Source organism: Streptomyces sp. NPDC053542 (assembly GCF_044544685.1).
Lineage (GTDB): Bacteria > Actinomycetota > Actinomycetes > Streptomycetales > Streptomycetaceae > Streptomyces.
On sequence record NZ_JBITXL010000012.1, the window covers coordinates 194,273 to 206,810 of the forward strand.

11 protein-coding genes are annotated in these 12,538 nt (G+C 69.8%); 6 read left to right on the forward strand and 5 right to left on the reverse strand.

The window, feature by feature from the left end; translation table 11 throughout:
* Nucleotides 1-97: 97 nt before the first annotated feature.
* The 6 genes from ACIGXO_RS30040 (at nucleotide 98) to ACIGXO_RS30065 (ending at nucleotide 5,402) form a co-directional block, all read left to right on the forward strand.
* The gene (locus ACIGXO_RS30040; RefSeq protein WP_399793046.1) at nucleotides 98-1,300 is read left to right on the forward strand and encodes a phosphoglycerate kinase; all 1,203 of its coding nucleotides are present in this window, start codon (nucleotides 98-100) and stop codon (nucleotides 1,298-1,300) included.
* 6 nt (nucleotides 1,301-1,306) lie between these two features.
* Nucleotides 1,307-2,083: a triose-phosphate isomerase gene (gene tpiA / locus ACIGXO_RS30045; protein ID WP_399793048.1), complete on the forward strand. Its 777-nt coding sequence runs from the start codon at nucleotides 1,307-1,309 to the stop codon at nucleotides 2,081-2,083.
* Between the two features lie 170 nt (nucleotides 2,084-2,253).
* A complete protein-coding gene (secG, locus tag ACIGXO_RS30050; protein WP_037801115.1) occupies nucleotides 2,254-2,484 on the forward strand; it encodes a preprotein translocase subunit SecG in 231 nt (76 codons plus the stop codon).
* 422 nt (nucleotides 2,485-2,906) lie between these two features.
* Nucleotides 2,907-3,242, forward strand: a complete 336-nt coding sequence (locus ACIGXO_RS30055) for an RNA polymerase-binding protein RbpA (RefSeq protein WP_078600932.1) — start codon at nucleotides 2,907-2,909, stop codon at nucleotides 3,240-3,242.
* Nucleotides 3,243-3,486: 244 nt separating this feature from the next.
* Nucleotides 3,487-5,139 (forward strand): glucose-6-phosphate isomerase, encoded by a 1,653-nt coding sequence (pgi, locus tag ACIGXO_RS30060; RefSeq protein ID WP_399793311.1) that lies wholly within the window; start codon nucleotides 3,487-3,489, stop codon nucleotides 5,137-5,139.
* A gap of 23 nt (nucleotides 5,140-5,162) precedes the next feature.
* On the forward strand, nucleotides 5,163-5,402 hold the full coding sequence (locus ACIGXO_RS30065) for a hypothetical protein (RefSeq protein ID WP_399793050.1): 240 nt from the start codon (nucleotides 5,163-5,165) through the stop codon (nucleotides 5,400-5,402).
* Between the two features lie 98 nt (nucleotides 5,403-5,500).
* On the opposite strand, the gene pgl is transcribed toward ACIGXO_RS30065, so the two are convergent.
* The 5 genes from pgl to tkt are packed head-to-tail and all read right to left on the reverse strand — an operon-like array spanning nucleotide 5,501 to nucleotide 12,119.
* Nucleotides 5,501-6,283: a 6-phosphogluconolactonase gene (gene pgl, locus ACIGXO_RS30070; RefSeq protein ID WP_399793052.1), complete on the reverse strand. Its 783-nt coding sequence runs from the start codon at nucleotides 6,281-6,283 to the stop codon at nucleotides 5,501-5,503.
* Nucleotides 6,280-7,350 (reverse strand): glucose-6-phosphate dehydrogenase assembly protein OpcA, encoded by a 1,071-nt coding sequence (gene opcA, locus ACIGXO_RS30075; RefSeq protein WP_399793054.1) that lies wholly within the window; start codon nucleotides 7,348-7,350, stop codon nucleotides 6,280-6,282. Before opcA ends, pgl begins: the two co-directional genes overlap by 4 nt.
* The gene (gene zwf, locus ACIGXO_RS30080; RefSeq protein ID WP_399793056.1) at nucleotides 7,347-8,870 is read right to left on the reverse strand and encodes a glucose-6-phosphate dehydrogenase; all 1,524 of its coding nucleotides are present in this window, start codon (nucleotides 8,868-8,870) and stop codon (nucleotides 7,347-7,349) included. The genes opcA and zwf overlap by 4 nt, the downstream gene beginning before the upstream one ends.
* 5 nt (nucleotides 8,871-8,875) lie before the next feature.
* A complete protein-coding gene (gene tal / locus ACIGXO_RS30085) occupies nucleotides 8,876-9,994 on the reverse strand; it encodes a transaldolase (protein WP_399793058.1) in 1,119 nt (372 codons plus the stop codon).
* A 34-nt stretch (nucleotides 9,995-10,028) separates the two neighbouring features.
* Nucleotides 10,029-12,119 (reverse strand): transketolase, encoded by a 2,091-nt coding sequence (tkt, locus tag ACIGXO_RS30090; protein ID WP_399793060.1) that lies wholly within the window; start codon nucleotides 12,117-12,119, stop codon nucleotides 10,029-10,031.
* Between the last annotated feature and the right edge of the window lie 419 nt (nucleotides 12,120-12,538).

Sequence of the window (12,538 nt, forward strand, 5' to 3'; positions counted from 1 at the left end):
GCAGCACTAGGCACCGAGATGTGAGGACGGGGCTCGTAGGACGCGACGACGCGTCGTACGGGCCCCGTCCCATGACTGACGTTCGAACGGAGTCACCATGAAGACGATCGACGACCTTCAGGTAGCGGGGAAGCGGGTTTTCGTCCGCGCCGACCTGAATGTGCCGCTGGACGGCACCACCATCACCGACGACGGCCGCATCCGCGCCGTGCAGCCGACCATCGCCAAGCTCGCCGCCGCGGGCGCCCGCGTGGTCGTCGCCTCGCACCTGGGCCGCCCCAAGGGCGCCCCGGACCCGGCCTTCTCGCTCGGCCCCGCGGCGCGCCGACTGGGTGAGCTGCTCGGCCAGGACGTCGCCTTCGCCACCGACACGGTCGGCGAGTCCGCTCAGGCGACCGTGGCGGGCCTCGCCGACGGCCAGGTGGCGGTCCTGGAGAACCTCCGCTTCAACGCGGGCGAGACCAGCAAGGACGACACCGAGCGCGGCGCGTTCGCCGACCAGCTGGCGCAGCTGGCCGACCTGTACGTCGGCGACGGCTTCGGCGCCGTGCACCGCAAGCACGCCTCGGTGTACGACCTGCCGGCCCGCCTCCCGCACGCCGCCGGCGACCTGATCGCCGCCGAGGTCACGGTCCTGAAGAAGCTCACCGAGGACGTCAAGCGCCCGTACGCGGTCGTGCTCGGCGGTGCCAAGGTCTCCGACAAGCTCGGCGTCATCGACCACCTCCTGGAGAAGGCCGACCGCATCCTGATCGGCGGCGGCATGGCGTACACCTTCCTCAAGGCCAAGGGCCACGAGGTCGGCAAGTCGCTGCTGCAGGAGGACCAGGTCCCGGCGGTCCTGGAGTACCTGGCGCGCGCCGAGAAGAAGGGCGTGGAGTTCGTCCTGCCCGTCGACGTCATGGTTTCGACCGACTTCCCGGACCTGAAGACCAAGGCCCCGGCGAACCCGGGTACGGTCGCCGCGGACGCCATCCCGGCCGACCAGGAGGGCCTGGACATCGGTCCGAAGACCCGGGAGCTGTACGCCGCCAAGCTCAAGGACGCGGCCACCATCTTCTGGAACGGCCCGATGGGTGTCTTCGAGCACCCGGACTACGCGAACGGCACCAAGGCCGTCGCGCAGGGCCTGCTCGACTCGGAAGCCTTCACCGTCGTCGGCGGCGGCGACTCGGCCGCTGCCGTACGTCTGCTCGGTTTCGACGAGAATGCTTTCGGCCACATCTCGACCGGTGGCGGCGCCAGCCTCGAATACCTCGAAGGCAAGACGCTCCCCGGCCTCGCCGCTCTGGAGGACTGAACAAACGTGAGTAGCCGTACCCCGCTGATGGCGGGCAACTGGAAGATGAACCTCAACCACCTCGAGGCCATCGCCCACGTCCAGAAGCTCGCCTTCGCGCTCACCGACAAGGACTACGAGGCCGTCGAGGTCGCGGTCCTGCCGCCCTTCACCGACATCCGCTCGGTGCAGACCCTGGTCGACGGCGACAAGCTGAAGATCAAGTACGGCGCCCAGGACATCTCGGCGCACGACTCCGGTGCCTTCACCGGTGAGGTCTCCGGCCCGATGCTCGCCAAGCTGAAGTGCGCGTACGTGGCCATCGGCCACAGCGAGCGCCGCCAGTACCACGGCGAGGACGAGGAGGTCTGCAACGCCAAGGTCAAGGCCGCCTTCAAGCACGGCATCACGCCGATCCTGTGCGTCGGTGAGGGCCTGGACGTCCGCAAGGCGGGCAACCAGGTCGCGCACACCCTCGCCCAGGTCGACGGCGCGCTGAAGGACGTCCCGGCCGAGCAGGCCGAGACCATCGTGATCGCGTACGAGCCGGTGTGGGCCATCGGCACCGGCGAGGTCGCCACCCCCGAGGACGCGCAGGAGGTCTGCGGAGCGATCCGCCGCCGCCTCGCGGAGCTGTACAGCCAGGAGCTCGCCGACAAGGTGCGCATCCAGTACGGCGGCTCGGTGAAGTCCGGGAACGTCGCGGCGATCATGGCGCAGCCGGACGTCGACGGCGCGCTGATCGGCGGCGCCGCGCTGGACGCCGACGAGTTCGTCAAGATCGTTCGATTCCGCGACCAGTAGCGGTCACGCTGCGCTCCGTACCACCGTGAGCAGCAGCTATGACGACGGGCCCGGCCCGTCGTAGGCTGTCGGGGCCGGGCCCGGTGTCACACGACGCCGTCCCGGCCCCACAGCGTCAGATCCGCCCGTCCTTCCGTCCGCAGTCCTAGAGAGTTGGTCCACCAGTGGTCATGGGATTCTCGATCGCCCTCATCGTCTTCAGCGCGCTGCTGATGATGCTGGTTCTCATGCACAAGGGGAAGGGCGGCGGCCTGTCCGACATGTTCGGTGGCGGTATGCAGTCCTCGGTCGGCGGTTCCTCCGTCGCCGAGCGGAACCTCGACCGCATCACCATCGTCGTCGGCCTGCTCTGGTTCGCCTGCATCGTCGTCCTGGGAATCCTGATGAAGCTGGACAGCTGAGAGCCTGTGTCATAACCCCGGCCGGGCGCCCGCCGCCTGGCACTTCCCCAAGCTCTCGGCTTCGCTCGAGCAGGGGAGGCCCCAACTCTCGCGGCGTTGCCAAAAGGCCCTAGTAGCTCCTCCCCCAAGGCCATAAAGGCCAGGGGGTACCCCCATCGAGGACCTTCCGGCGCCTTGCGATAGCACGCACCAGACGACGTTCGCTGATCCGACCAGGGTTATGACACAGGCTCTGACGACATCGGGTCTGTCACCCAAGAGCTGACACTCTGTCGGGGACGCGGCTTATCATGAGTGCGGCGTCCTTCCGTGGCCGGGTAACTCCTGTCACTGGACGCGCGTTGGGCCTTACGTAGACTGGGCGCCCGCAGCGGAGGCTCCCATCGAGGCTTCGCAGCACCATGACGCAGGGAGTTACGACCGTGGCAAGTGGCAACGCGATCCGAGGAAGTCGGGTCGGGGCGGGGCCGATGGGGGAGGCCGAGCGGGGCGAGTCCGCGCCGCGCATCCGCATCTCCTTCTGGTGCTCCAACGGGCACGAGACACAGCCCAGCTTCGCCGGCGACGCGCAGATTCCTGACACCTGGGACTGCCCGCGCTGTGGCTTCCCCGCAGGCAAGGACCGGGACAACCCGCCGGACCCGCCGCGCACCGAGCCGTACAAGACGCACCTGGCGTACGTACGGGAGCGCCGGACGGACGCGGACGGCGAGGCGATTCTCGCGGAGGCGCTCGCCAAGCTCCGCGGCGAGATCTGAGGAGGCGGCGCCGAACGCCCGCTTCCGGCGGAGGAGAAGAGTGTGCACCGGCCCGGCCGGAGGGTTTCGGCCTTCCTGCCGGGCCGCTCGCGTTCCGCTGTTCGAGTGGCCTCGCAGGTGAATGCGGTACGGACATCCGCGCGTCAGCCGTTCGTCGGCGGGCGGACATCTCATCTCGTCGCCTGATCAATTAGGTTGGGGGATGGCGGGGCCGATACGAGACCAAAGAAGGCTGATGTCCGAGATGAACGCAGATGGCCGCAGCAGGCTCGACCAGACGTCCGAGTGGGCGGCCCTGGGGAAGCACCGCGAACAGCTCGCGAGCACGCATCTGCGAGAGCTGTTCGAGCAGGACCCCGGCCGTGCGGAGCGCTACACGCTCCAGGTCGGTGACCTGCACCTGGACTACTCCAAGCACCTGGTGACCGACGAGACGCTGCAGCTGCTGCGCGAGCTCGCCGCCGCGACGAAGGTCACCGAGCTGCGGGACGCCATGTTCCGCGGCGAGAAGATCAATATCACCGAGAACCGCGCGGTGCTGCACACCGCGCTGCGCGCGCCCGGCTCGTCCGACATCGAGGTCGACGGCGAGAACGTCGTCCCGGCCGTGCAGCACGTCCTTACCAAGATGTCCACGTTCGCCGACCGGGTCCGCTCCGGCGACTGGAAGGGCCACACCGGCAAGCGCATCAAGACCGTCGTCAACGTCGGCATCGGCGGCTCGGACCTGGGCCCGGCGATGGCGTACGAGGCGCTGCGCGCCTACTCCGACCGCGACATGCAGTTCCGGTTCGTCTCCAACGTCGACGGCGCCGACCTGCACGAGGCCGTGCGGGACCTGGACCCGGCCGAGACGCTCTTCATCATCGCCTCGAAGACGTTCACCACCATCGAGACGATCACCAACGCGAAGTCGGCCCGCGACTGGCTGCTGACCGGCCTGCGGGCCGGGGACGAGGCGATCGCCAAGCACTTCGTGGCGCTGTCGACCAACGCCGAGAAGGTGTCGGAGTTCGGCATCGACACCACGAACATGTTCGAGTTCTGGGACTGGGTCGGCGGCCGTTACTCCTACGACTCGGCCATCGGCCTGTCGCTGATGATCGCGATCGGCCCGGAGCACTTCCGCGAGATGCTGGCCGGCTTCCACCTCGTCGACGAGCACTTCCGCTGCGCGCCGCCCGAGGAGAACGCGCCGCTGCTGCTCGGCCTGCTCGGCGTCTGGTACGGCAACTTCTGGGACGCGCAGTCGCACGCGGTCCTGCCGTACAGCCACTACCTCTCCAAGTTCACCGCGTACCTCCAGCAGCTGGACATGGAGTCCAACGGCAAGTACGTGGGCCGGGACGGCCAGGAGGTCTCCTGGCAGACCGGTCCGGTGGTCTGGGGCACGCCCGGCACGAACGGCCAGCACGCGTACTACCAGCTGCTGCACCAGGGCACGAAGATGATCCCGGCCGACTTCATCGGCTTCGCGCAGCCGGTCGAGGACCTCCAGCCCGGTCTGGTCGCCCAGCACGACCTGCTGATGGCCAACCTCTTCGCCCAGGGCCAGGCGCTGGCCTTCGGCAAGACGCCGGAGGAGGTGCGCGCCGAGGGCGTGCCCGAGGAGCTGGTGACGCACAAGACCTTCAAGGGCAACCGCCCCTCCACGACCATCCTGGCCAAGGAGCTCAGCCCGTCCGTGCTGGGCCAGCTGATCGCCCTCTACGAGCACAAGGTGTTCGTCCAGGGCGCCATCTGGAACATCGACTCCTTCGACCAGTGGGGCGTGGAGCTCGGCAAGGTCCTCGCCAAGCGCGTGGAGCCCGCGCTGACCGAGGGCGCCGAGGTCGAGGGCCTGGACGCCTCGACGAAGTCGCTGGTCGCCACCTACCGCACGATGCGGGGGCGTTGATCCCGGTGCACGAAGACGCGCTCTTGAGCTTTCTGAACCTGCTGACCCCGGAGAACCGCCAGTGGCTGGTGGACCAGCCCGCGGCCAAGCAGCAGGAGGTGGCCGCCCGGCACCTCGAAGCGGAGCAGGGCGACAAGGAGGCCGCCCTCGGCCCGTACAACACCCTCGACGAGGACGTCGACGGCGTCGCGGTGGGCGACCTCCAGGACCCGGCGCGGATGGCCAACGCCATGGTGCGCCAGGAGCGGGAGCGGCAGGCGTGAGCGGCTGAGCGCCCGCGTCCGGCCCGGACACGACGACGGCCCGGCTCCCATGGTGATGACACCGTGGGAGCCGGGCCGTTCGTCGTGCGGCGGACCCGTCAGGCCGAGGCCGGCGGGTAGAGCCCGCGCGGCAGCTGGGAGGCGGCCGCCTCGTCCAGCAGCCAGAGCGTACGGCTGCGGCCGTACGCGCCCGCCGCGGGCGCCTGTATCTCGCCCGCGCCGGAGAGGGCCATCGCGGCCGCGTTCGCCTTGTCCTCGCCCGCCGCGAGCAGCCAGACCTCCCGCGCCGCGCGGATGGCGGGCAGGGTCAGCGAGATCCGGGTGGGCGGCGGCTTGGGCGCGCCGTGCACGCCGACCACCGTCCGCTCGGTCTCCCGCGCGGCCGGGTGCTCGGGGAAGAGCGAGGCGACGTGGGTGTCCGGGCCGACGCCCAGCAGGAGGACGTCGAAGGACGGCACGGGGCCGTGGTCCTCCGGGCCCGCGGCGGCGGCCAGGGCGGCGGCGTACGCCTCCGCCGCGGCGTCCGCGTCGTTGCCGTACGCGCCGTCGGACGGCGCCATCACGTGCACCCGCGCCGGGTCCACCGGGACGCTGTCCAGCAGCGCCTCGCGGGCCTGGGTGTGGTTGCGCTCCGGGTCGCCCTCGGGCAGGAACCGCTCGTCGCCCCACCACAGGTCCAGCCGGGACCAGTCCACCGCGTCCCGCGCCGGCGCCTCGGCGAGGGCCGCGAGCAGCCCGTTGCCGTTGCGGCCGCCGGTCAGGACGACGGAGGCGGAGCCGCGCGCCGTCTGGGCGTCCACGATCTTCGTGATCAGCCGGGCCGCGGCGGCCTTGGCCATCAGTTCCTTGTCGCGGTGGACGACGACCTGCGGCGCGCTCACTTGGCGGCCGCCTTCTTCGCGGGCGCCTTCTTGGCCGCGGCCTTCCCCTTGGGGGCGTCCTCGGCGGACTGCGGCTCGGCCTCGGCCTCCTGCTCGGCGGCCTCGACGCTCTTCGCCGAGACGCCGGGCTGACCGTCCTTGTACGCACCCAGCCGCTCCACGCCGTACTTCAGCGCGGACGCGTAGGTGTCGTCCGGGTCCAGCCGGCGCAGCTCCTCGGCGAGCAGCTCCGCGGTCTCCCGCCGCTGCAGCGCCACCGCGCGGTCCGGCTGGCCGGTCATGCACAGCGTGGCCATCGCGCCGTCCGGACGGTCCAGCACGATCGGGCCGTTCTTGGTTTCCATACGGACGGCCGTGAGGCCGGGGCCCGCGGAGAGCGTCCGCTCGACGGGAACGTGCAGCCGGTCCGCGAGCCACATGGCCAGCAGCTCGCAGCTCGGGTTGTATTCCTCGCCCTCGACCGTGACCGAGGTGACCTCGCTCGGCTGCTGGTCGAGCGCGGCGGCCAGCATCGAACGCCAGGGCGTGATGCGGGTCCAGGCCAGGTCGGTGTCGCCGGGGGTGTACGCCGCGGCGCGCCGGGCCAGCTCCTGCACCGGCTGCTCGGTGGCGTAGGTGTCGGTGACGCGCCGCTGGGCGAGCGACCCGAGCGGGTCGTTGGCCGGGTCGGTCGGGCCGCCGACCGGCCACCAGACCACCACGGGGGCGTCCGGCAGCAGCAGCGGCAGTACGACGGACTGGGCGTGGTTGATGGCCTCGCCGTGCAGCCGCAGTACGACCGTCTCGCCCGTACCGGCGTCCGCGCCGACCCGGACCTCGGCGTCGAGGCGCGGCTTGGCGCGGTCCCGCGGGGAGCGGCTGACGCGCTTGATGACGACCAGGGTGCGCGAGGGGTGCTCGCGCGAGGCGTTGTTGGCGGCCCTGACCGCGTCGTAGGCGTTCTCCTCGTCGGTGACGATGACGAGGGTGAGCACCATGCCGACGGCCGGCGTGCCGATGGCACGGCGGCCCTGGACCAGCGCCTTGTTGATCTTGCTGGCCGTGGTTTCGGTGAGATCGATCTTCATGGCCGACGCCAGCTCCGTCCGTCTCGTGCGAGCATTTCGTCCGCCTCGACGGGGCCCCAGGTACCCGCCGGGTACTGTGCGGGCTTGCCGTGCTTGTCCCAGTACTGCTCGATCGGGTCGAGGATCTTCCAGGACAGCTCGACCTCCTCCGTGCGCGGGAAGAGGTTGGCGTCGCCGAGGAGGACGTCCAGGATCAGGCGCTCGTACGCCTCGGGGCTGGACTCCGTGAAGGACTCGCCGTACGCGAAGTCCATCGACACGTCCCGCACCTCCATCGAGGTACCCGGGACCTTCGAGCCGAACCGCACCGTCACGCCCTCGTCCGGCTGCACCCGGATGACCAGGGCGTTCTGCCCCAGCTCCTCGGTGGCCGTGTGGTCGAAGGGGGAGTGCGGGGCGCGCTGGAAGACGACCGCGATCTCGGTGACGCGGCGGCCCAGGCGCTTGCCGGTGCGCAGGTAGAAGGGGACGCCCGCCCAGCGGCGGTTGTCGATGCCCAGCTTGATCGCGGCGTAGGTGTCGGTCTTCGACTGGGGGTCGATGCCCTCTTCCTGGAGGTAGCCGACGGCCTTCTCGCCGCCCTGCCAGCCTTCCGCGTACTGCGCGCGCACCGTCTCCTTGCCCAGGTCCTTGGGCAGCCGGACGGCGCCGAGGACCTTGGCCTTCTCCGCGACCAGCGCGTCCGCGTCGAACGAGGCGGGCTCCTCCATGGCGGTCAGCGCGAGCAGCTGGAGGAGGTGGTTCTGGATCACGTCACGCGCGGCGCCGATGCCGTCGTAGTACCCGGCCCGGCCGCCGATGCCGATGTCCTCGGCCATCGTGATCTGCACGTGGTCCACGTAGGAGCGGTTCCACAGGGGCTCGAACATCGTGTTGGCGAAGCGCAGCGCCAGGATGTTCTGGACCGTCTCCTTGCCGAGGTAGTGGTCGATCCGGAAGACCGACTCGGGCGGGAAGACCTCGTGGACGACCTCGTTGAGCTCCTTCGCGCTCTCCAGGTCGTGGCCGAAGGGCTTCTCGATGACCGCGCGGCGCCAGGAGCCGTCCTTCTGGTCGGCCAGCCCGTGGTTCTTGAGCTGCTGGACGACCGTGGGGAAGAACTTGGGCGGCACGGACAGGTAGAAGGCGAAGTTGCCGCCGGTGCCCTGCGCCTTGTCCAGGTCCTGGATCGTGGACTTGAGCTGCTCGAAGGCCGCATCGTCGTCGAAGTTGCCCTGGACGAAGCGCATGCCCTGGCTGAGCTGCTGCCAGACCTCCTCGCGGAAGGGGGTGCGCGAGTGTTCCTTGACCGCGTCGTGCACGACCTGGGCGAAGTCCTCGTTCTCCCAGTCGCGGCGGGCGAAGCCGATGAGCGAGAAGCCCGGCGGGAGGAGACCGCGGTTGGCGAGGTCGTAAACGGCGGGCATCAGCTTTTTACGTGACAAATCGCCCGTGACGCCGAAGATGACGAGGCCCGACGGCCCCGCGATACGCGGGAGCCGTCGGTCCGCGGCGTCACGCAGCGGATTGCTGCTTGACAAGAGTCTCAGCCCTCCGAAGGAGCGAGGCGCTTCAGCTCCGCCTCGGTCGACTTGAGCAGGTCGTTCCAGGCCGTCTCGAACTTGTCGACACCCTCGTCCTCCAGGAGCTGGACGACCTCGTCGTACGAGACGCCCAGCTTCGCGAGCGCGTCGATGTCGGCCTGAGCCTCCTGGTACCCGCCGCTCACGGTGTCACCCGTGATCTCGCCGTGGTCCGCGGTGGCCTCCAGGGTGGCCTCCGGCATGGTGTTGACCGTGTTCGGCGCGACCAGCTGCTCGACGTACAGCGTGTCCTTGAGCTCCGGGTCCTTCACGCCGGTGGAGGCCCACAGCGGACGCTGCTTGTTGGCGCCGGCCTTCTCCAGGGCGGCCCAGCGGTCCGAGGAGAAGACCTCCTCGTACGCCTGGTAGGCCAGGCGGGCGTTGGCGAGGGCCGACTTGCCCTTGAGGGCCTTGGCCTCGTCGGTGCCGATGCCGTCCAGGCGCTTGTCGATCTCGGTGTCCACGCGGGACACGAAGAAGGACGCGACGGAGTGGATCTTGTCCAGCTCCAGACCCAGCGACTTGGCCTTCTCCAGGCCGGCCAGGTAGGCGTCCATGACCTCGCGGTAGCGCTCCAGCGAGAAGATCAGCGTGACGTTGACGCTGATGCCCTTGCCGATGACCTCGGTGATCGCGGGCAGGCCCGCCTTGGTCGCCGGGATCTTGATGAGCGTGTTCGGGCGGTCCACCAGCCAGGCCAGCTGCTTGGCCTCGGCGACGGTCGCCTTGGTGTTGTGCGCCAGGCGCGGGTCGACCTCGATGGAGACCCGGCCGTCCTGGCCGTCGGTGGCGTCGAAGACCGGCCGCAGGATGTCGGCCGCGTCGCGCACGTCCGCAGTGGTGATCATGCGGATGGCCTCCTCGACGGTGACCTTGCGGGCCGCGAGGTCGGAGACCTGCTGCTCGTAGCCGTCACCCGAGGAGATCGCCTTCTGGAAGATCGACGGGTTGGTGGTGACACCCACCACGTGGCTCTGGTCGATCAGCTCGGCGAGGTTGCCGGACGTGATGCGCTTGCGCGACAGGTCGTCCAGCCAGATCGCAACGCCTTCGTCGGAAAGGCGCTTGAGTGCGTCTGTCATGGGAATTGCATCTCCTACTTGTCGTCTACGGTCGTCAGCGCGCGGCGGCGTCGATCGATTCCCGCGCGGCGGCGGCCACGTTCTCGGGCGTGAAGCCGAACTCGCGGAAGAGGACCTTGCCGTCCGCGGAGGCACCGAAGTGCTCCAGCGAGACGATGCGGCCCGCGTCGCCCACGTACTTGTGCCAGGTCAGGCCGATGCCCGCCTCGACGGCGACGCGTGCCTTGACGGCCGGCGGCAGGACGCTGTCCTTGTACGCCTGGTCCTGCTCCTCGAACCACTCCACGCACGGCATCGAGACGACGCGCGTCGGGACGCCCGCGGCCTGCAGCTGCTCACGAGCCTCGACCGCGAGGTGCACCTCGGAGCCGGTGGCGATCAGCACGACCTGCGGCTCGCCGCCCTCGGCGTCGAACAGGACGTAACCGCCCTTGGCGACACCCTCGGCGTTGGGCTCGTACGTCGGCACGCCCTGCCGGGTCAGCGCCAGGCCGTGCGGGGCGCCCTTGCCGAACTCCTTGGTCCAGCGCTTCTGGATCTCGCCCCAGGCCAGCGCGGTCTCGTTGGCGTCCGCCGGGCGGACGACGTTGAGGCCGGGGATGGCGCGCAGCGAGGCCAGGTGCTCCACCGGCTGGTGGGTCGGGCCGTCCTCGCCGAGGCCGATCGAGTCGTGCGTCCACACGTACGTGACCGGCAGGTGCATCAGGGCCGACAGGCGTACGGCGTTGCGCATGTAGTCGGAGAACACCAGGAAGGTGCCGCCGTAGATGCGGGTGTTGCCGTGCAGCGCGATGCCGTTCATCTCCGCGGCCATGGAGTGCTCGCGGATGCCGTAGTGGATCGTACGGCCGTACGGGTCCGCCTCCGGCAGCGGGTTGCCCACCGGCAGGAACGAGGAGTTCTTGTCGATGGTGGTGTTGTTCGAGCCGGCGAGGTCGGCGGAGCCGCCCCACAGCTCGGGGATCACGCCGCCCAGCGCCTGCAGGACCTTGCCGGAGGCCGCGCGGGTGGCGACCGCCTTGCCGGTCTCGAAGCAGGGCAGCTGCTCCTCCCAGCCGGCCGGCAGCTCGCCGGCGCGGATGCGGTCGAACTCGGCCGCACGCTCGGGGTTGGCGGTCCGCCACTCGCCGAAGGACTTCTCCCACTCGGCCTTGGCGTCACCGGCGCGGTCACCCAGCGCACGGGTGTGCGCCAGGACCTCGTCGGAGACCTCGAAGTCCTTCTCGGGGTCGAAGCCGAGGACGCGCTTGGTGGCCGCGACTTCCTCGCCGCCGAGCGCCGAGCCGTGCGCGGCCTCGGTGTTCTGGGCGTTGGGGGCCGGCCAGGCGATGATCGAGCGCATCGCGATGAAGGAGGGGCGCTCGGTCTCGGCCTTGGCCGCCTCGATCGCCGCGTACAGCGCCTCGGGGTCGAGGTCGCCGTTCTCCTTCGGCTCCACGCGCTGGACGTGCCAGCCGTACGCCTCGTACCGCTTGACGGTGTCCTCGGAGATGGCCGTCTCGGTGTCGCCCTCGATCGAGATGTGGTTGTCGTCCCACAGCATGATCAGGTTGCCGAGCTTCTGGTGCCCGGCCATGGACGACGCCTCGGCGGAGATGCCCTCCTGGAGGCAGCCGTCACCGGCGATGGCGTAGATGTGGTGGTCGAACGGCGAGGTGCCGGGAGCGGCGTCCGGGTCGAACAGGCCGCGCTCGTACCGGGCAGCCATCGCCATGCCCACTGCGTTGGCCACGCCCTGGCCCAGCGGGCCGGTGGTGGTCTCGACACCCACGGTGTGGCCGTACTCCGGGTGGCCCGGGGTCTTGGAACCCCAGGTGCGGAAGGCCATCAAGTCCTCCAGCTCCAGGCCGAAACCGGCGAGGTAGAGCTGGATGTAGAGGGTCAGGGACGAGTGGCCGGCGGACAGCACGAACCGGTCACGGCCGGTCCAGTCCGGGTCGGCGGGGTCGTGCCGCATGACCTTCTGGAAAAGGGTGTAGGCGGCAGGAGCGAGGCTCATGGCCGTGCCCGGGTGGCCGTTACCGACCTTCTGCACGGAATCCATGGCCAGAACGCGGACGGTATCGACGGCCCGCTGGTCCAGATCGGTCCACTCAAGACCTGTGGTGGTCGGCTTGGTGCTCACCCTGGGTCAGGGCTCCTCTCCACATGTCGAATGCCGGGGGTCGGAAATGCCCTCGGACGCTGTCGAGCCTACCTTCGCGGGAGCCGCATTTTTCCGCCGGAACCCCGCTCGCCGTCACCTGCAACACATGAGTTTTCAGGGCCCCGAACGAGCGCCCGAATGAGCAGGTGAACGCCCAGGAGACACCGGGTGTCGGCGCTGGGTTCAGACTGCCGTCCGGTGCCCCCTTTCGCCCGCTGAACGTCCGCGTGTCCGGGCACTCGGGTGTGATTCCTTCCGGCCCCCGCTGCGCCAACACGAACCCACCCCCGCGAAGATCGCGCTATGCCCAACGTCTAGAGTGGCGTGGTACGCGCAAGTCTTCACCGGGCCTTCACTGCCCGAATGTGCTTGCTGGCCTTATCTCCGCGGCGCCAGCC

What these genes read in the sequence shown, in the direction of transcription:
- ACIGXO_RS30040 (WP_399793046.1), top strand. Translation starts at nt 98, where the DNA reads ATGAAGACGATCGACGACCTTCAGGTAGCGGGGAAGCGGGTTTTCGTC.
- secG (WP_037801115.1), top strand. Translation starts at nt 2,254, where the DNA reads ATGGGATTCTCGATCGCCCTCATCGTCTTCAGCGCGCTGCTGATGATG.
- pgi (WP_399793311.1), top strand. Translation starts at nt 3,487, where the DNA reads ATGAACGCAGATGGCCGCAGCAGGCTCGACCAGACGTCCGAGTGGGCG.
- opcA (WP_399793054.1), bottom strand. Translation starts at nt 7,350, where the DNA reads ATGAAGATCGATCTCACCGAAACCACGGCCAGCAAGATCAACAAGGCG.
- tal (WP_399793058.1), bottom strand. Translation starts at nt 9,994, where the DNA reads ATGACAGACGCACTCAAGCGCCTTTCCGACGAAGGCGTTGCGATCTGG.